This window comes from Methanosarcina spelaei, assembly GCF_002287235.1.
GTDB lineage: Archaea > Halobacteriota > Methanosarcinia > Methanosarcinales > Methanosarcinaceae > Methanosarcina > Methanosarcina spelaei.
Genome location: NZ_LMVP01000179.1, coordinates 22,727 through 41,589, shown reverse-complemented (window position 1 = coordinate 41,589; position 18,863 = coordinate 22,727). Strand labels below are relative to the sequence as shown.

The following is an 18,863-nucleotide window of genomic DNA, read 5'->3' as shown; positions in this document are numbered from 1 at the left end:
ATATTATTATATTATATCTAATATATAAATATCAACTATATAATAGTGGAGCACCCACTAATAACCTGACCAAGAATTCCACTAATGATTTTATTAACAAGTGCAGGAAAAATAGGCAAAAATTAACAAGTGAAAAAACCCTGGATTATCCAGTGTAATCAAGGCAGCTCACTCTTTGGGACCCCACTATCCAGATAGTGAAGTGTAATGTCATCTCCATTAAGGTCAACCTGGATAAGTTCGTATACTTCTGCAAACACTACAATATCCCATTCAAAATCGTTATCGCTTATAGGGATATCTTCAGGAACGACTATTCCAGCTTTAGAGAGTTCTTCTACATTATCATATAATTTTATCGTTAAAGTTTTCATTTTTCTCAACATATACATACAAGTAGCTTTCTTCCCTGCAGCTTGTATACTGCAATAATTTATAGGCACCGTTTGTATATAAATCATTGAATTTATTAATTCTCAAAAAATTCAAATAATAATTTACTTGGAAGGTTATGTGTCCGATCTTTCTGATAGGATTCAGTTACTTCAGATTCCTTGTAGATTGGAAGAAACCAGGGTTTTCTAAAGCACATTGCACTATACAAAGCAGGATACAGAATCAGAAAACTGTTATTGTAAAAGAGTGATGAAATTTAATTAAATTTTATATAACAGTAAATTGAACGTGAAGTTATTACCTGTGAACATCTCCTAACAGCCTGGTTTTTCTTCTAAAAGCCTGGATTTAGTTCTCTAAAGACAAATTTCTTACCTTGAAAAACTCATGTTTTGCACGATACACGAAATTAGTCACTTTCGTTTCATCTTTGAAACCATTAGAGCCTTTAAGCCCGGAACTGGCGTCTACACCATATGGCTTTACAAACCGTATAGCCTCTCCAACGTTTTCCGGAGTCAGACCTCCTGCTAAGATAACTGGTCGTGATATCTCTTTAACGATGTTTCTACTAATGTTCCAGTCATGGACTAAACCTGTTGAACCTACTTTACCATTGGCTAAATCAAGAGTATCCAGAATGAAAGCATCCACCACGGATTCGAAGGGTTTCATAGCGTGAATAATTCCTAACCCGGTAACATGAAAGTTTTTGATTATTTTTATATGAGGGAAGATTTTACGCAGCAATATGATACAATCAACTGTACAGTCGGAATGCAACTGGATAGAAGTAACACCTATTTTATGCACCAGATTGGAGATTTCTTTAGCATTATCCAGTTCTGTAACCAGAACTGGCGAAATATAAGGCGGGCATTCTTTCACGATCTTTTGGGCTAAGTGTTTGTCAATAAAATCGTCTGAGTTATGCTTTTGTCCCACTACCAATCCAATTGCATCAGCTCCACAGTATGCAGCCATAATAGCATCTTCGACCCTTTTAATACCACAAACTTTTATTCTCATAATTTTCTCCTGAAAAGTCTTTGATAGTGCTCTGACAAGTCAAGTGCAAATCTATTGATTACTGTGAAAAAGAAAGACTTATTATATGAATCATCTGTGTTCAATACTTTCACCCAGCTCGGTTACTCCTTTTAGCCTATTACTCATAATTCATTTTAAGGTTGGTTGAAATGGATACATCAGAGAAATATATCAGAATGTGCTCACTCGCGAAGGAAATTCAGCAGAAATGGGTGTTCCAATCCGGTGATTTTGTTTATAATCCTGTTTTTGAAAAAGTTGAGGTTTTACTCCACCTCGGAAATAACTCTATTAATTATATATGGCTACCGAGACAGGATCAACTGCAAGAAATCTGTACTGCATTCTTTATGCAGAAGCTGAGAATATCGAAATCCGAAGCATTCTTACGATTTTTGGAATGGTACTCTGGACGCCTTAGATATACTTTTGAACATGGACTTAAGAATGGAAATGGTTTTATTGACTCGGGAGAAGAACTTTTGTTAAACCGTGCAATGATAATGATGCACTGGAAAAAATGGGATGGGGAAAACTGGATAAAAGCTTTAGAAGTGCCTGCCCCGAAGCCGCAGCAGTCTTCACCTGGGAATTATGGAATAAAGGTATAAGGTGTTTTTATGATAGACAAGTATAAGTCGAAAATCGAATCTAGTGTCATGAAAATTTAGTTATTGGTAATCTGATGAACTCAAAATCATTGTATGCTGATGAGAAGCTACCAAAATTATGCACAACAACTAAATTGTCAAGACACTAGTTTATTCATGAACCTGGAGGAGTACCAGGGGCTTTCTGTGGAGATCCATCCAGAAGACGAGGTGTTCTCCTGCCAGATAAGTTCAATTTGTGCTCCCTCTTCCTTAGGGATTGGAAACGCTCGAAAGGATGTTACCATTATATAAATGGATTAAAAACAGTAAATAGAATATTTACTGAGTTTTATAGTTATCGAGCCTATCCCAAAACCTTGAATTTTGAATAATCTTCTAATTTTTAATATGAAAATAGTATGATAGATTTGGGAATGAAATTGGTTTTGGGATGAGTTCATCAAGTATCTTTTTTGTCAATGTCTTTACTATCTCTGCATAATGCTCAAAAGAGTCAACTTCTCCATAGTACCCTTCTGCATTAATAATATTATAATCTCTATTCATATCGATTTCCGAAACTTCTATGGGAACCGGTACACCATCGAAATTTGGCGTTGCTAGTACTGAGCCTATCCCGAAACTCAAAATCTGATTTTTGAATCGTGTTTTGAATAGTCAATCGAATATTCGATCGTGGAAAATGGTCGTGAAAACTTAATGATTTGGAATAGAATATGTTTTGGGATAGGCTCTATTACAATTTAGTTTGATTTAAAGAAGTTTAAATAGTATAAAAGAGACTAATTCTTATGAATTGGCGGCCCATTCCTTTTATAAATTATACAATTAATCATCCTCAGGGCAGTGAAAATTACGAAGTATTTAAAAAAGTACTTTGGTCGATAAACTTTTCTTTACTAAAAACATTTAAAGGACAAATGTACAAAAAATTTGCTATTTTTTTCTCCTTCGTCTACGGAAAAAATGAATCTATGTTTGAAATAATGTGTCACGAAGTAGAATTTGTTGCTAACTTTGCGAATTTTATAGATGGAATTTATTCAGAAGAAGAAATTGTGCCAGTTTTTGAAGGCACAAAGGGTAAATTCTCAAAACTTATTGATGCAATGCCTTTGGGTAAACACATGGCTGCGACTATTGTCTATGATGAACAGGTGGGAGAAATAACATTTGATCTAAAACCTTTAAATCTGGATACTGCAACAACTAGTTGGCTACTATTTTTCTTAGAAGATATGATTAGTCGCAAGTGGATCTTCGACCCTAGTGGAATAATTGTTGATAACTATAACTTGAGAAAATTGGTCTTTTATAATATGGATACAGGAAAACTTGATTTTTCGAAGATACAAATAAATGTTGACAACTATGAAGAATGGGATTATTATTATCCAGAATATGATCGAGAAGTAGAAATATATAAACAAGAGTATAAAGCTAAAATAGAGAAGGAGCTCTCTGAGAATTTACCTGTAATCGAAGAGTTAAAGTTCAATGATACTGAAGAAGAATTTTTAAAAATAATTGACAAAATAATTGCTGATTTTAAAAACCTGGTTGAAAACAGTGCGTATAGGCTTTTATGGGATGAGAATGGAAATCCAAGGGATGAGGAGTTGTGCCAAATACTTTTTGATAGTTATGCCAAAAAATACTGTCAAACTGTGGGCATAGATCTGACAAGAGAAGTAGAAACTGGGAGGGGTCCAGTTGATTTTAGATTTTCTTCCAACGCCCATTTTACTGCACATGTTGAATTTAAGAAAGAGAATAATTCCAAATTGTCTCATGGACTAACTGAACAACTGCCAACATATATGAGAACAGAAGACGTAAAAATTGGATTCTTTGTAATTTTTGACTTTGGTACTAGAGATATATCTAAATTAAAAGTTGATCTGGAGTCACAACGGATAAAATTAGAACAAGATAAGGGGCTAACACTCCGAGTAATTTATATTGATGCAAGACTGAAACTATCAGCTTCAAAGCTATAATCCCCTGTCTACAATGTTCTTGAGTTCAAGATTGAAATTTCTATAAATTCAGCTTTGTAGAAGACCTCTCAAATCATCCCCAATTTAAAGAATGGGTATTCGTGACCCTATGTGCCCCCGTTGTAAAAAAAGTCAGATATTTGTACAAAATTGAAAAATCAATTATAAGTGAGATAGGTGCGATTTAAACGTGCGAATTCCTACAAAACCAGACCCATCTTTTTGCCCTAAAACCTGGTATCTGACTCTTATGTTTTCCTCTCCAAGGCTTTTGATATGTGCAGTATAACTATATTTTTTAACCTCTTCTCTAATATCTGGAAAACCATATCCTCTATCCATACAGATATTCTGAATAACATCATCTTGAGACAGTCTTTTAAAAATAATGGCATCTAAAGTCTCTTGCCTTGGCTGTTCTTACAGCTGCTTAGAAAAAATAAAAATATTGAATAAAAATAAGAGTTGAGGTTTTGCCATTTTTCACATAATCCCTTTATTTCCGCTAATATTTAATAACATAGCTTATTTCTTGAAAAATTTATATAATAATTACTTAAAACTTATTTAATTCCTTATTGTTAGTTAGAGTTGAAATTGGAGTAATAAATAGCTTATTAATTAGGAAATAAACTTCATTTAAGCTTTCAAAACATAATAAATATTTATGTTTTTATGCAAGTTATGGAAATAAATTACAATAAATTCTAATTTTGAAAGTAAATGTAATATTATATCGATTTTTGAACTTAACTCGTATTCAAAGGCATTTTGAAGTATTATTTTAAAGGCTTAAAAAGTAATTTTATGCCAAAATACGTGATTTTAACCGATTTTTTAAATTTTAGAGTATTTTTATCAATTTTGGCAGAGCCTCAGTTATTAAAAATTAGTGCGAGACGTGCGATTCAAACACACGAATTCCTACGAGACCAGGCTCTCTAACTAGCGCTTTTGACCTAATTTTTTGTCTCAACTAGAGTTTAATGCCGGATATATTGTTCTCATGTTGAAAAAGTGAAAAAAGAATCAATTTTCTTCAGGAATATGCACAACAACCGTAAGTTCCTGCCCTTCTAAATCTTTTCCCACGGAAGACAGACGCCCATTATTCCCAAAAACGCCAGTAAACACGCGGTCATCAGGCGTAACCATAAGGTTATTTCGCTCCTTGTGTCCAACTATAATAGTTACTTCTTTATTTGCATATGCTGTTTTTTTAGGCACAGGGTATCCCTTAGAATCCACTTTGAAATATTCTACTTCATCATGTCTATTCGGAATTATCACCATACTACATAATATCTTCATGGGTACTGTATTAGATGGTCTCTTAGGTTCTCCAGTCATATTCTTTAGATAGTAGACTTAAACTTTATAAACTTTATGACACCAAAAGGGGTTAATCAATTTCCTTTCCTCATTTGTCAGGTTGAAGGACTCAAGAATTAAGTAAGCTTCGGATATTGTTGTTGCTCTTTCGAGGTTTTCTGAATCTTCTACCATTTTGTTGCTCTTCCTTTTCTCTGAATCATTCTACTACTCATTTTATCTTATCTGGTCTTTCTTATTCAATACTAAAATTGGGCTTAAAATATATGTAGTTTATAATTTAAAAATGGGTTTAATTCACCATAAATCATATTCTAAATGCTTTATTTGTCTCATATCTATGTTTTAGACCTATGCTCCACTACAAAGAATAAAGTTTATAAAATTTATATACTTTAAGCCCGATTACTTTATTGTAGTAACATAAAAGGAGCGCAACAAATGAGAATTCAAGACCTTAAAATTGGAATGGCTGTTAGATACGAAAACCAGAGGTGGAAAAGGCATAGTAACAGGCATTAGAGCTTCATACAATGAAGCAGTTGTAGTCTTTGAAGGAGACGGAGCAGACGAGTTTATAGAAATCGATTATCTGAGGCCTTTCTAATCAAGTCTTTTGATCCTTTTTATGTTATGCTCGGGAGAAGGTGAGTGAGTGGGAATCTTTGGTTTCAAGTCAAAAATAAAAATGTGTATACTTTTACTGTCAAATGTAAAAACGTAAAATTTTACAGTAAAACAGTAAAACAGTCGTCTTGAATGCAATTACTTACACTTAAAATCTCATCATGAACTCGAAACACAATACCTAAGGATGGAAAATGGGCTAGTTCAATTTTAAGTGTAATTCTTTGCGTAAATAACTAAACTTAAGAAAAAGGCTGTAAAATAATTGTAAAGTATAATTATGTCTACGTCTTTATTGTCTATGTTCGAAAAAAAACTGAATCTCAGTCATAAAAAGATAAGCATAAAAGAACTTCTTTTGAATTAAAACAATAAATTAAAACATGTTATTGTTTATAACTGTTGTTGAGTAGTTTTTTTCTCTAAAAAGATGTCGAAAGCGGCTTCATTTAAATATATATCAGGTTTATTCAGAAGTTCCAATAAACTATCTTCTTCAAGGCTTTTTTCATAAATATCGAGAAGTCCATATTCACGAATTTTCTTGCTCAAATCCTTTTTATATAAGAAGCTGTCTATTTCGTCACTTAATTCATAAAATTCAGATCTTTTACCTATTGTGCTAGTATTACTTTGATTTAGATTTTCGAAATATTTGTTCAACAAATTTAATTCTTCTTCATCTAAACCAACTTCCCCTCGTCCTACTAATATCTGAGTGATAAGTTTTTGTTTACGTCTCAAATTTGAAATTGGTTTTCTATGATGTTCCAAATAGATTAAGATATCCTTAAACTTATCATCTTTTATATTTAAATTATTAAGTGAGGATAATACTGCTGTTCTGACTTTACTATGTGGTGCATTGAGTTTATCCAATATTGATTGAATAACGAAAACATCAGAAGTATAGAATTTAGAGAGAGCTTTTACTGCAAAAACTTGCTGGCGTATATCCCCTTTCGAAAGTGCTTCCAATAATTGGGACCTGTAGCTCTCATTTAATTCGCTATCTATCAGTATTAAATTTTCTAACACACACTCAAAGCAATGATAATATCTCTCTACACTGAAGTATGATTTTATGTTAAAAAGATTAATCAAAATTTTTTCCAAGTCCTTTTGAAAAATAACCAAAATTTCATTAGATGATGCTTCTATAAGTCGTTTTAAAATTTTGCAACTCTCTGCTATTAATTCTAAGTGTCCTTCTTCGTCTATATAATAATGGTAAATATATTCATTCCTTTTTTCAATATCTTTGGGAAAATCTAGAGAAAAATAATTATTTGGAATAAACTCTTGTTTAATTATATCAAATATCTTCTTTGAAACAGTATCATCTAAGGGTTTTGGGTATATACTCAAAATAAGTTTTGCAGTAGCTTTCTTAACATCTAAATCTGAGTCAGTCAATAAATTATTTAAGATTTTTTGATCTACACTTTGATACACATCGAATTTAAAAAACAAAAGATTCAGAGATTCGACTGCAATTAGCCTATCATGTCGATTTGCTGACTGTAGCAATTTAAAAATTTTTGAAGTTAAAAAAATAACTTCGTCACCTTTAACTTGGATTATTTTGTCTGCAATAACGTGCCTGTAAAAGAAGGGACTTTGAGCAAACTTAAATAGATATGGCACAATTCTTGGGTCTAATGATTTAAGTCTTAATTCTGAATTGCTGTGAATCCTAATCAAAAACACTTGTTCAATAATTTCGCTTTTTATTTTCTGATTTGTAACTTTTACTGATTCATCAAGACACTGAACAGCAAGCTGTAGGTTCTGCTGAAGGATATCATTTTCTGAATAGTTATAAAGTGTCTCAATTATTTTAGATGGGTCTCTTATTAAAAGACAATAGAGCAAAACTACCTCACGCCACCATCCATTTAATGCATCTGTTGAGTTCTCTGTTTCCTCTAATACTACTCGAAAAACGTCCAATTTATTTACAAATATATATTTTGCTGAAAAAAATTCTTGAAACGTTAGATGACTAAACGAGTATCTTTTTGCATACTCATCAGTTATGATGATTACTCCACTTCTTTCAATTAATTTCTGAAATAAAGACTCTGCTTGTTTTGGATCCATCTCAAATTCTTTTAGTTTTCTTTCTACTATTGGTATTATTTCATCGCTATTTGCCTCTTTTCTGCCAAAAGCTTCCCCAATCTTTCCGGTATGAAAAGAAAACGCAATTTCTTGTATAATCTCTTCTTTACGTGCTGATGTTAATTTAGTGTCATCAACCACTAAGCCTTTCTCTTGATCCCATTGAACAAGAAGTAAATTGCTACAATCTTCATAAAGTCTGAGCCTTTCTTTTGGTAACGTTTTATTATAATGTACAAAGCAGACTATTGATAGTAGTAAAGGATTTTCTGCAATTTGTCTTATACTTTTAGTGTCAGACAAAGCTTGCTTAAGTTTACTGGCTTTTTCAGATGCCTCGTCTTTCCAGAATTTCTTCTCTCCCTCACTCTTATTCCCTAGAAATCCTGCCCTATTTTCTTCGATAGCATTATACCATTTATCAATAAACCTAAATATTTCTTTATCATTTAAATCTTCGATTTCAAAAACACTGAAATGTGAACCAATTCCGCCTCTCCAACCTGAATGTCGTGAAGTTACTATAACCTTATTTTCAGGAAAACGTGATATTAGTCCATTAATTTCTTCAATAATCGTACTAAACTCTTTGCCATCTTGTACTTCATCTAAACCGTCTAACAAAAAAAGACATTCTTTATTTTTTAACATATAATAGATATATGAATCCGTTAGAACATTTTGTATATATGAGGGCAGAACATTTCGACGAAAAGCTTCAATAATTAAGTTGTCATATTTTTTACTATCAGTTTCTACAAGGAATTTAGAAATGTCCTTTAGTGGTATGAAAATCGGAAGGTACCACTTATTTATACCTAAACGATCTTTTGAGCATCCCTTTCGTTTAATTTTTGGATCCCCAGCTTTTTCTTTTGCAAAAGTTAGAGCCAAAAACTGTGATAATGTGCTTTTTCCAGATCCAGGCTTCCCCAAAATAGCAATATAATTATTTGATGATAATATATCTCCAATCCCTTTTGCATAAATTTTTTCAGACTCGTGACGATTAAATAATTTACTGATTTTAGAATGAATTATCGAGATAACTAACAATATAGCTGACAATGAAATTCCATCTACTATTCCTTGCTTTAATGAGGATAGTGATTGTAAATTGCTATTTGTGTTATTTTGAGTGATGACAATAAATATTGGGATAATTGGGACTATGATAATGACTAAAAGTAGTAAGATAAGAACAATAGTTTGCCGCTGAAATTTTGATTCTTCTTCATAGTATATAAGGCATAAAAAAATGATCGAAACTATTGTGAAAAAAGACCATAAAAATGATCCAATATGAACTGCGACTTGAGGTATTATTAAATTTAAAAATTTAAAATTTGTAAAAATAAAAAAAGGAAAAAGATATAGAAGTCCAAGAAAAATTAAAAGAATGATAATAACATCAAATCCTTCTCGATGATAGATGCTATTTATCTTCCATAAAAAATTAGGTTTGAATAACTTGTTTTTTATTATTATATTTTCCTTATATTGAGAATATGATTGATAAGTTTTCTTTGAAGTGCTAAAAAAAAATAGGTCAAAATACTCATTAAATATCGCAGACAATGTTTTAACAAATGATTTTTTTTCCACCGTATCTATATTATTTTCATTCTTAGAAAGCTTATCACGCTCTCTAACAACCCTCAATGATATAAAAATCTGCTCTAATTTTGGTTTTTCTTCTGTTCCAATGACTCCTGTAAGATTTAAATCCTGCTTTTTATATACTAGCCAGTTAAGATATGTTTCTCTTATATTCTTGTGAGCAAGTCTACCTCCTATCTTTTTGCCGATTAGTGAAAAAAGGAGTGAAAAGCGAGAGCATATAGTAGGCAGTAATTTCTCAAGAGACAATGTCGCTAAACCCGTGAAAAGTATTAGCATTACCTCTTTATAATTGGTATACAAGTCTTTAAGCAGTTGAATTAGGCTTTCCAAGATTATAATCCCTTATTTTGCTATCTTTTATGAAAGTAGAAGGGTTCTATTTAATTCTTATTAATTAAAGCCAATTTATCGAGGCAAAGGACTTTTTATCACATAGGGTGGATAAATAAAGGGACACTGGTAAATAAGTGTATAAAAACGAACTCATTTTTTAATTTATGAATTACTTTCTTTTCGAAAACTATAACCAATCTAAAAATATTTATGCTTAAAAAAATATAAAAAAGGAAAAACTAGATTTTTTTAGATCTTTGAGTAAAAATGGCTTTACTCAACTTTTATATGGAGTATAAAATCAATTTTTTATTTATTTGGCACTATAAAATAAGGTAATTTTTACTTAGGGCAACTTTATATAAAAACTGTTGTGCATAAACCTCACAAAACAGCGTACAAAAAATTTGAGATAACTATATCCCAAAGAACTAGTGCGAGAGGTGCGATTCGAACGCACGAATTCCTACGAAACTGGACTCTGAATCCAGCGCCTTTGACCTGGCTGGGCAACTCTCGCACGATGTAGCTTATGTTGCAGGAGCAATAGTAGTGCTCTTTGTTCTTATACTTTTTCCTTGAAAGCCTGCTCGGAGGGCGAAATTTGCCTGAACTTTTTTAATAATTTCTTCTTTAGGGAAAGAGTTCAAACAGATTTAACTGAAATTCCGAATACAGGACTCAAAAGAAGTTCTGGCACTTATAAAGTATATAAAGTAGGTTGGAATTGATGAAATTTTCATCTCATCAATTTCAGGATAAGGGCTTTTTGTGCATGCAGACGGTTTTCAGCCTCTTCAAAAATTACGGAATTCGGGCCGTCCATAACTTCATCCGTAATCTCAAGGCCTCTACGGGCTGGCAGGCAATGCATAACTATTACATCCGGTTTTGCAACTCCAAGGAGTTCGGTATTGACCTGGAAAATAGCAAAGTCCTTCAGGCGTTTCTCCTGTTCGGCTTCGTCGCCCATAGAGACCCAGACATCAGTATAAATGATATCCGCATCTTTTACGGCAGCTTTCGGGTCACCCGTAACTGTAAACTTGCCTCCGAGGGCTTTTGCTTTTTCAAGGAATTCGGCTTTCGGCTCGTATCCTTTAGGACAGGCAACAGCAAACTCCATTCCCATAATTGCCGAGCCTAGCAGGGCTGAATTACAGACGTTGTTTCCGTCTCCTACCCAGGCGAATTTCAGGCCTTCGAATTTGTCCTTGTACTCCAGTATGGTCATGAAATCGCCAAGGATCTGGCAGGGGTGCTCCCTGTCCGAAAGCGCATTGATCACGGGTATGGTTGAATATTCGGCCAGTTTTTTCACAGTCTCGTGGCTCATAACTCTGGCCATGATTCCGTGAAGGTAGCCTGAAAGAGTTCGCGCAGTATCCTCAATGGTCTCGCCTCTTCCTACCTGGATATCTCTGGAATTCAGGTAAAGGGCATGTCCTCCGAAATCAGTCATTGCAACTTCAAAAGACACCCTGGTTCTTGTAGAAGATTTCTCAAAAATCATTCCCAGGCTTTTGTTTTTCAGGTACTCGGTAGGTTCTCCAGCTTTGCGTTTTTCTTTAAGATCCATGGCAGATTCGAGAAGTTCATAAATCTCTTCTCTGGATAGGTCAGTTATCGAAAGTACATCCTTCTTCATCACTTCAACCCCGACTTACTCTAGCTGAATTTACTCAGTTCAGGCTGAATTTGATCTATTCAAGCCGAACTTACTTCATTCAAGCTGAATTTGATCTATTCAAACTGAATTTGATCTATTCAAGCCGAACTTACTTCATTCAAGCTGAGTTTCTCTTTTTTAACTGAACTTACTTCTTTCTGGTTGAACTTTAATTTATATTACTGCATAGTACTTATTTGCACGCCGTACTTTTGCAATGACAGATCAGGCAATAGCCTTATTTTCAGCAGTTAACCTTTCATCAATTAGCCTCTAAGTTCCTTCATATGGTCAATTCTCTTCTGGATAAGAGCAGCAGTCCCAATGTCTTTCCGGAAAAATAGCTTGCCGTGGAGATTTTCAAGGGCATTCTGGGCAATTTTTTCGGCTGCAGCTATGGTTTCAGCAATCCCGACAACTGCAATGGCGCGGGAGCTGGTTGTGTAAACTTTTCCTTCTTTTTCGTAGACACTGGCATAATAAATGGAAGCTTTCCCTATATCTCCTACTGTTACCTCGCTGTCTTTTTCAGGATTTTCAGGGTAGCCGGCAGGAACAGCATACTTACAGACAGTTGCTTTTTTACTGAAGCTTACAGGCAAATTTCCCAGTGTCCCTTTAACTACAGCAGACATAATTTCCACGAAGTCGGTTTCAAGGAGGGGGATCACATTCATGGCTTCGGGGTCACCGAACCGAGCATTGAATTCCACTACTTTGGGGCCGCTGGCTGTAAGGATAAACTGTCCGTAAAGAATACCCTGATACCCGGTACCGGTTTCCTCGGAAAGTGCATTTACGGTATCCTGCATGATCTTCTTTGCCTTCTCAAGATCTTCAGGGAGCATAAAAGGCAGGATTTCCCCTGCATCAGTATATGAACCCATACCGCCTGTATTCGGTCCGAGATCTCCTTCATAGGCTCTTTTGTGATCCTGCACTGCAGGGAAGAAAACAAGGCTTTTTCCATCTACAAAGGCTTGAAGTGTAAACTCCTCTCCGATAAAACGTTCCTCTATGACCACAGCTCCTTTCTCAAGCAGCTCACTTGTGTAGGCTTTGGCAGCCTCAAGGTCAGGGAGCTGGTCTCCCATAACTTTTACGCCTTTGCCTCCTGTCAGACCTGAGGGTTTAACTGCTACGTCGCCCAGTTTTTCTATGAAAGCATGTGCAGGTTTTACCTCTGTGAAAACTTCATAGGCAGGGCAGCCTTCTATTCCGTATTTCTTCATGAAATTTCTTGCCCAGGCCTTGTCAAACTCTATAATTGCACAGGCTTTTTTAGGCCCTACGACCGGAATTCCAGCTTCCCAGAGGGCGTCTGCTACTCCTGCTGCAAGAGGGGCTTCAGGGCCTACAAAAGCTATTTCGACATTTCTGGCTTTTGCATACTCAACTACTTTTTCAACTTCGGTTTCCTTCTCAAGGAGAAAATCCTCACAGAGAGCAGCAATTCCGGGATTTTTTTTCGCCATTAATGCATAAAGAGAGGGATTATACTTGCTTTTCTTAATTCCTTCGGCGACTGCATGTTCCCTTCCGCCTCCGCCGATAAGCAAAATTTTCATTTTTATTCTCCTGTTTTAAAAAGATTCCTTTTACATTCAAGTATAAGTATGGTTTCAATATATACTGATATAAGGTGAAATAGATGAGATAAGAAAAAGGTAATGAATTTCAGTCCTCAAAACCTTTCAATGCTGCTTTACACAGCTGTCTCTTTTTATTGATAATTTGTTGGCAATTTAACCAAATACATTTAATAGGAATATACTGAAGGACTTCCTAATTCTCTATTTCTTCTAATAAATATCTTGTCATTGTCAGGCTTTAAATCCAACTAATAATTTTCCTTTTTGAGATCGATTTCATATTTTTACTTCAGTTTTTCCAATAATAGAAATTCATTTTCTCCGAACCGAATACCCGGTTTTTCTTAGCAAGATGAAAACACGTACTTTCAGATAAAAAACCTAATTTTTATAAAGTAATAATGATTAGATTCTTTCAGGAGATGAAAGTACGAACCAAAATCCATATGAAGTCTTCCAAAAAGAATGTCCGGAAGTAGCAGCACGTTTTAATGGCCTTATTGAAGCCCAGAAAGCATTAAAGGGCCTTGATACCAAAACAAAGCAGTTGATCAACATAGCTATCCAGACTGCGAATCGAAATCCAAGAGGCGTACAGATGCATGCAATGATGGCAAAAAGCGAGGGTGCAGCTCGTGAAGAAGTTATTGCTGCAGTGGTACTGAACCTTCATCACTCGGGTTTTGCTAACGTTCTTGAGTGCCTTCCTGCAGCAATTGATGGATTTGATGGTAAAATCTGAAATTTCCATGCAGGAATGTGCTCTTGCACTTTCCTTACTTTAAAAGATCGCTTGCACTCACAAGAGGAACAAGTTCCACATCTACCTCTTTTAAGTTTTCGGCTGCTCCTTCTTCTCTGTCCACGACACTAATTACGTATTTGACACTTGCTCCGGTTTCCCTGACAACCTCAATTGCGTTCCTGACCGAACCTCCGCTTGTAGTTACGTCTTCTAGCATTACAAGTCTGTCTTCCGGTTCAATGTCACCTACAAACCTGCTCTTAGTACCGTAGTCCTTTATAGCTTTCCTGACTATAAGCAGGGGAAGTTCGGTTTCTATGGAAGCTGCAGTCGCAAGAGGCACACCTCCAAGTTCTACCCCTGCTACTATATTCACATCCATCTGTTTTATCCTGAATGCTGCCTGTCGTGCTATAAGTTTCAGGGTTTTAGGGTCAGTACTTGCTTTTTTGATATCTATGTAATACTTACTCTTTTTTCCCGAAGCAAGCGTGAAATCTCCGTAGCGGATAGCTCCGCAAGCCTTGAGGGCTGCGATCAATTCCTGTTTTTGTGTCTCTAACTCATTTATGGTTTCCGATTTATTCATGGTCTCACCGGTTTGCAGCCTTATTAGCTATTCTCGATTAAATGTTACCTGATAAAATATTAAATATATTATTAAGTGTACAAATTCAATAAGACTGTATAAGTTTTATATGTTCGCAAGTTTACCACGGTTCTTTCTTTATACCTGTAACGTATCCGATTATGTTTGTTGTAAGATGCAGCAGAGGTGTCGCTATAAGGATGATTATCATTATCGAGGGCGTAAAATTGCTCACAAACCATTCCGGCGCTGTAAGGTATACAAAAACCCAGGCTCCGATTACGAAGTCCAGCTGATCTACAAGTGGAAGCGGAGCTCCCCTTTTCATACCCATCCTGCGCTTGAAGAAGCTCTTGAACATGTCCCCGAAAAGCGAGCCGCAGGCAAGGGCAAGAACAACTTTGAAAGCCTCAGTATAATTTGGGCCGAAGGCTGGCATCTTGACTCCCAGAATCTCGAAGCCTTTTGAACTCAGCCAGATCTGGATACTACCTGCAAGCACTCCGAAAAAAATGCCTGAAAAAAGTCCTCTGTAGGTTTTTCCATCTCCTATAATCCTTCTTCCGTCCTTTAAAGTCCTGCCTCCGTCAATTGGTTTTCCGCCGCCGAAAACAGCTGCAAAAGGATTGGGAAGGTATGCCGGAAGCATCAGCCAGAAGGCTTTAATTATCAGCTCGATCGTGGTATCAACTCTTTATATAAGTTTTGTTTTTTATTGAGGCGAGCTCAACTTTCTGGACATCACTGTACTCTATTTCTATATTAATTACTCGCGGAGCATACCAGTAACTTGTACTCGCTGTCTTACCTGCTTGTTAACCATTCAGTTACAGTTTAAGATATTGACTTAAAAATGGAATAATCAATTGACTTAAGTAATGGATCTTAAACAAGGACTTAACGTACTCAATTGATGAGGTTATGTAACTATTGACTCTATTTAATTTTATTTCATTTTAAGTTTTAGTCTTAATTAGCGCTTCCCAACGCCTTTATAATATGTTATATTGAATAGTTTTTTGAAAAATAATCAAAACTGTGAAATGATGAGAAAAGTCCATGAAACAAAGAAAAACAAGTGACAATAAAATCTCGTAATAAGTAAAGATTTTGAGATGTAAAGATTTTTGGATGTAAAAATTTTGGGATGTAACGATTTTGAGATGTAACGATTTTAAGATGTAACGATTTTAAGATAAGTAACGTAATTTCATAGCACTTTTTGTACAATCTTGAAAAAAATTGGTGTTGATCGGGGTGAATAGTCCCCGGATCTTCTCACACGCTATATAGAAAAGAAACACTTCATAATGAATTATAGAAAAAATTATTTTTTCTTCTTTTCTTTTGCAAGCTTCTTCTTGGCGTCCTTGCTGCCTGCAGAAGCCTGTTTTTCGAGCTCCTCAAGCTTTTCTCTCTTAGCGCTTCTCTTCTTATCCAGATCTTTTTTAGACATTGCCATAATAAGTACCTTCATAGATTTTGATGAAGTTGCGATATCTGTAAAAGCATTATTTCTATAAGATGCCTCAATAGATGTCGCATAATCTACCTTTTTCAATTTTAAAAGTATTTATCAGTTTCCCACCGGATAAATTTTGTTGGCAGAGTGTCAGGTTAGATTAAAGGTTTGAAATTCTCCTATACGGTTTAATCTTCATGAAAAAGGGAGTTAAAAAGGAGTTAAAAGTGATGAATCTCCCTAGAATAACCTCTGCCTGCTTTATCATCCTTCTCTTTTCCTGTACTTTACCGTCCTTCTCTTTCCTTTCTGTATTTGCACATTGCCGCGACGAGACCATTGAACGGAGGAGACGGTCTTCCAGGCCTTGACCTGAATTCAGGATGGAACTGGGAACCAAAGAAGAAACGCTTGCCAGGAATTTCGGCAATTTCCATCCTGTTCTTATTTTTACCGGAAAAAACAATGCCATAAGACTCGAGTCTGTCAACAAACTCCGGGTTAACCTCATACCTGTGGCGATGGCGCTCGATAATGTAATTAGTCCTGTAGATTTTAGCGGCAATAGAGCCCTCTTTAAGGATGGCTTCATAGTCCCCAAGACGCATGGTTCCGCCCATGTCTGCAACACTGGTTTGCTCAGGCAGGAGATCAATTACAGGGTAAGGGGTATCTTCGTCAAATTCCGTACTGTTTGCCCCTTTGAGTTTAGCCACATTTCTGGCAAACTCAATGACTGCAAGCTGCATACCCAGGCAGATCCCAAGGAAAGGAATATCGTTTTCCCTGGCAAACTTAATTGCCATCATTTTGCCTTCTGTACCGCGCCCGCCAAAGCCTCCCGGAATAAGAATTCCATCATACTGTATCAGCTTCTCAATCTCGGCTGAATTTTCTTCCAGAATTTCGGCTTCGACCATATTGACTTCAACACGGCATCCGTTATCAATTCCTCCGTGTTTCACAGCCTCAAGGATGCTGAGGTAAGAGTCCTCAAGATTAGTATATTTTCCGACAATTGCCAGTTTGACCGTGTCAGTTGTAGATTTCATCCTTGCAACCATATCTTTCCACGCACCGTTTTCGACACTGGATTCCAGTTGCAGGTGTTTCATGAGCTGGGTGGTCAATCCTTGCTCTTCTATCTCGAGAGGTACTTCATAAATATCATTGGCGTCGTGAGCGCTGATAACCAGATCCTGTGGCACGTCACAAAAGAGGGCAATTTTTTCTTTGGCACTTTCCTGAAGAGGAGACTTTGATCTTACAACGATTACTTCAGGACTGAGCCCAAGGGCACGAAGTTCCTTTACGGAATGCTGTGAAGGCTTGGTTTTTTGCTCTCCCTGAAGGTCTTCCATAGCCAGGGTCACGTGTATAAATACAATATTTTCGGAGGGCTCTTCTCTATGCATCTGGCGTACAGCCTCAAGGAAAGGCATGCTCTCAATGTCCCCAACAGTCCCTCCGATTTCAATAAGACAGACATCAGCGCCACTCCGGGCTGCAACCTTTCTGATCCTGCTTTTTATCTCGTTTGTGACATGGGGAATAATCTGAACGGTCTTTCCAAGGTAGTCTCCTCTCCTCTCTTTGGAAATTACTTCTAAGTAAATCTTGCCTGTGGTAAGGTTATGGTCCCTTGTAAGCTCAGTATCAAGGAACCGCTCGTAATTCCCAAGATCCAGGTCAACTTCACCTCCGTCCTTGAGCACAAAAACTTCCCCATGCTGGTAAGGGCTCATGGTGCCTGCATCAATATTGATGTAAGGGTCGATCTTGATAGCCGTAACTTTATAACCTTTGTTTTTAAGGTTTCTGCCAATGGATGCGATGGTAATGCCTTTTCCAAGCCCGCTCATCACCCCACCGGTAACTATGATATACTTCATGGATAAGCTTCCTCACTAGTTTTTCCTAATAGTGATTTCAGACTACTAAAGAATATTACGTGGAGTTAGACAGGAAATAATCAAATTAGCAATGTATAAGAAATCTGTCATTAATCCTCTTGTACGAACACAATACCAATATCTTCATGATATAAAAATTACTCCCAACTTCTAAAAATGAACAGGCTCAAATAAGAAGTGAAAGTAAAAGAATAGACCTGAATGAGTAGATTTCATAAATAAATTCGTAAAGTGGACGTAGACTTAAAAATCTGGAGTGAGGGAGAATCAGATGCAGAAAAGCACATTTTTCCTACTCTTCAGATGATTCCGTAATTACGAATATTCGGTATGTACTTTTCCGTGCACTTCTCAGCTCCAAACCAGATGAAACCTTACTTACGCACCTGAAGCCAATTCTCATAGGGTTCAGAAGTTAATTCTAAGATCTGAATCTGCTGAATTGAGGATTATCAGATCCAAAATAAATCTCAGGTTCAAAGTGAATCTAAAACGTCAGGTCCAAAATAAATCTAAATATCAGGTGACTCAGTACCAAAATCTAGTGATGGATGTAAAATTCAAAATCACTAGATTTTGTAAATGGTCACCATCCGTGTAATACAACTTAATGATTCAAGTCTTTAGATAGCGAATATTGATTTTGATAAAAACTGGATTCTTCTTGCTAATTCAGATTTTCTATCAAAAATGCAAAAATCACTGGATTTTGGAACAGAGTCTATCAGGTCCAAAATAAATATAAATATCAGGTTCAAAATGAATCTAAACTAAATCTCAGGTTTAAAAGTGTA

General features: G+C 35.8%; 16 protein-coding genes, 1 tRNA gene and 1 pseudogene. 4 read left to right on the top strand and 14 right to left on the bottom strand.

Going from position 1 to position 18,863, the window contains the following annotated elements; translation table 11 throughout:
* Positions 1-158: 158 nt before the first annotated feature.
* The gene (locus ASJ81_RS10250) at positions 159-374 is read right to left on the bottom strand and encodes a hypothetical protein (RefSeq protein WP_141241662.1); all 216 of its coding nucleotides are present in this window, start codon (positions 372-374) and stop codon (positions 159-161) included.
* 370 nt (positions 375-744) lie between these two features.
* Entirely contained in the window at positions 745-1,425 is a 681-nt protein-coding gene (locus tag ASJ81_RS10245; protein WP_245860027.1) for a phosphoribosylanthranilate isomerase, read from the bottom strand.
* 170 nt (positions 1,426-1,595) lie between these two features.
* Between ASJ81_RS10245 and ASJ81_RS10240 the strand changes: the two genes are divergently transcribed.
* A complete protein-coding gene (locus ASJ81_RS10240) occupies positions 1,596-2,057 on the top strand; it encodes a hypothetical protein (protein WP_095644375.1) in 462 nt (153 codons plus the stop codon).
* 378 nt (positions 2,058-2,435) lie between these two features.
* Here ASJ81_RS10240 and ASJ81_RS10235 read toward each other — a convergent pair whose 3' ends face one another.
* Positions 2,436-2,687 carry a hypothetical protein gene (locus ASJ81_RS10235; protein WP_095644374.1) on the bottom strand — a complete coding sequence of 84 codons (252 nt, stop codon included), beginning with the start codon at positions 2,685-2,687 and terminating at the stop codon, positions 2,436-2,438.
* A gap of 347 nt (positions 2,688-3,034) precedes the next feature.
* Between ASJ81_RS10235 and ASJ81_RS10230 the strand changes: the two genes are divergently transcribed.
* Complete coding sequence (locus tag ASJ81_RS10230) at positions 3,035-4,060, top strand: hypothetical protein (protein ID WP_141241661.1); 1,026 nt, start codon at positions 3,035-3,037, stop codon at positions 4,058-4,060.
* A 211-nt stretch (positions 4,061-4,271) separates the two neighbouring features.
* Here the strand turns inward: ASJ81_RS10230 and ASJ81_RS10225 are convergent.
* The 3 genes and pseudogenes from ASJ81_RS10225 to ASJ81_RS22770 form a co-directional block, all read right to left on the bottom strand.
* Positions 4,272-4,462 (bottom strand): annotated as a pseudogene (locus tag ASJ81_RS10225) (IS5/IS1182 family transposase); the annotation flags it as partial.
* 627 nt (positions 4,463-5,089) lie between these two features.
* On the bottom strand, positions 5,090-5,287 hold the full coding sequence (locus ASJ81_RS22775) for a hypothetical protein (protein WP_170943273.1): 198 nt from the start codon (positions 5,285-5,287) through the stop codon (positions 5,090-5,092).
* A gap of 141 nt (positions 5,288-5,428) precedes the next feature.
* The gene (locus ASJ81_RS22770) at positions 5,429-5,566 is read right to left on the bottom strand and encodes a hypothetical protein (RefSeq protein WP_170943272.1); all 138 of its coding nucleotides are present in this window, start codon (positions 5,564-5,566) and stop codon (positions 5,429-5,431) included.
* Positions 5,567-5,855: 289 nt separating this feature from the next.
* On the opposite strand from ASJ81_RS22770, the gene ASJ81_RS22765 reads away from it, so the two are divergent.
* On the top strand, positions 5,856-5,999 hold the full coding sequence (locus tag ASJ81_RS22765; RefSeq protein ID WP_170943271.1) for a hypothetical protein: 144 nt from the start codon (positions 5,856-5,858) through the stop codon (positions 5,997-5,999).
* A 413-nt stretch (positions 6,000-6,412) separates the two neighbouring features.
* Here the strand turns inward: ASJ81_RS22765 and ASJ81_RS10215 are convergent, their stop codons facing one another.
* The 4 genes from ASJ81_RS10215 to purD form a co-directional block, all read right to left on the bottom strand.
* Positions 6,413-10,096, bottom strand: a complete 3,684-nt coding sequence (locus ASJ81_RS10215) for an NACHT domain-containing protein (protein ID WP_095644371.1) — start codon at positions 10,094-10,096, stop codon at positions 6,413-6,415.
* Positions 10,097-10,534: 438 nt separating this feature from the next.
* Positions 10,535-10,619, bottom strand: a tRNA-Leu gene (locus ASJ81_RS10210).
* A 219-nt stretch (positions 10,620-10,838) separates the two neighbouring features.
* Entirely contained in the window at positions 10,839-11,747 is a 909-nt protein-coding gene (gene argF / locus ASJ81_RS10205; protein WP_095644370.1) for an ornithine carbamoyltransferase, read from the bottom strand.
* Between the two features lie 287 nt (positions 11,748-12,034).
* Positions 12,035-13,336, bottom strand: a complete 1,302-nt coding sequence (gene purD, locus ASJ81_RS10200; RefSeq protein WP_095644369.1) for a phosphoribosylamine--glycine ligase — start codon at positions 13,334-13,336, stop codon at positions 12,035-12,037.
* A gap of 433 nt (positions 13,337-13,769) precedes the next feature.
* On the opposite strand from purD, the gene ASJ81_RS10195 reads away from it, so the two are divergent.
* Positions 13,770-14,102 (top strand): carboxymuconolactone decarboxylase family protein, encoded by a 333-nt coding sequence (locus ASJ81_RS10195; protein WP_095644368.1) that lies wholly within the window; start codon positions 13,770-13,772, stop codon positions 14,100-14,102.
* A gap of 34 nt (positions 14,103-14,136) precedes the next feature.
* Here the strand turns inward: ASJ81_RS10195 and pyrE are convergent, their stop codons facing one another.
* From pyrE to pyrG, 4 genes are all read right to left on the bottom strand, one after another.
* Positions 14,137-14,694, bottom strand: coding sequence for an orotate phosphoribosyltransferase (pyrE, locus tag ASJ81_RS10190; RefSeq protein ID WP_095644367.1), 558 nt, complete (start codon positions 14,692-14,694; stop codon positions 14,137-14,139).
* 121 nt (positions 14,695-14,815) lie between these two features.
* Positions 14,816-15,343: a CDP-2,3-bis-(O-geranylgeranyl)-sn-glycerol synthase gene (locus ASJ81_RS10185; RefSeq protein WP_245860025.1), complete on the bottom strand. Its 528-nt coding sequence runs from the start codon at positions 15,341-15,343 to the stop codon at positions 14,816-14,818.
* 678 nt (positions 15,344-16,021) lie between these two features.
* The gene (locus ASJ81_RS24210; RefSeq protein WP_275112552.1) at positions 16,022-16,156 is read right to left on the bottom strand and encodes a hypothetical protein; all 135 of its coding nucleotides are present in this window, start codon (positions 16,154-16,156) and stop codon (positions 16,022-16,024) included.
* A gap of 287 nt (positions 16,157-16,443) precedes the next feature.
* On the bottom strand, positions 16,444-18,048 hold the full coding sequence (gene pyrG / locus ASJ81_RS10175) for a glutamine hydrolyzing CTP synthase (protein WP_095644364.1): 1,605 nt from the start codon (positions 18,046-18,048) through the stop codon (positions 16,444-16,446).
* Positions 18,049-18,863 lie beyond the last annotated feature (815 nt).

What these genes read in the sequence shown, in the direction of transcription:
- ASJ81_RS22770 (WP_170943272.1), bottom strand. Translation starts at nt 5,566, where the DNA reads ATGGTAGAAGATTCAGAAAACCTCGAAAGAGCAACAACAATATCCGAA.
- ASJ81_RS10245 (WP_245860027.1), bottom strand. Translation starts at nt 1,425, where the DNA reads ATGAGAATAAAAGTTTGTGGTATTAAAAGGGTCGAAGATGCTATTATG.
- ASJ81_RS10230 (WP_141241661.1), top strand. Translation starts at nt 3,035, where the DNA reads ATGTTTGAAATAATGTGTCACGAAGTAGAATTTGTTGCTAACTTTGCG.
- pyrE (WP_095644367.1), bottom strand. Translation starts at nt 14,694, where the DNA reads ATGAATAAATCGGAAACCATAAATGAGTTAGAGACACAAAAACAGGAA.
- purD (WP_095644369.1), bottom strand. Translation starts at nt 13,336, where the DNA reads ATGAAAATTTTGCTTATCGGCGGAGGCGGAAGGGAACATGCAGTCGCC.
- pyrG (WP_095644364.1), bottom strand. Translation starts at nt 18,048, where the DNA reads ATGAAGTATATCATAGTTACCGGTGGGGTGATGAGCGGGCTTGGAAAA.
- ASJ81_RS10240 (WP_095644375.1), top strand. Translation starts at nt 1,596, where the DNA reads ATGGATACATCAGAGAAATATATCAGAATGTGCTCACTCGCGAAGGAA.
- ASJ81_RS24210 (WP_275112552.1), bottom strand. Translation starts at nt 16,156, where the DNA reads ATGGCAATGTCTAAAAAAGATCTGGATAAGAAGAGAAGCGCTAAGAGA.
- ASJ81_RS10185 (WP_245860025.1), bottom strand. Translation starts at nt 15,343, where the DNA reads ATGCTTCCGGCATACCTTCCCAATCCTTTTGCAGCTGTTTTCGGCGGC.
- ASJ81_RS10250 (WP_141241662.1), bottom strand. Translation starts at nt 374, where the DNA reads ATGAAAACTTTAACGATAAAATTATATGATAATGTAGAAGAACTCTCT.
- argF (WP_095644370.1), bottom strand. Translation starts at nt 11,747, where the DNA reads ATGAAGAAGGATGTACTTTCGATAACTGACCTATCCAGAGAAGAGATT.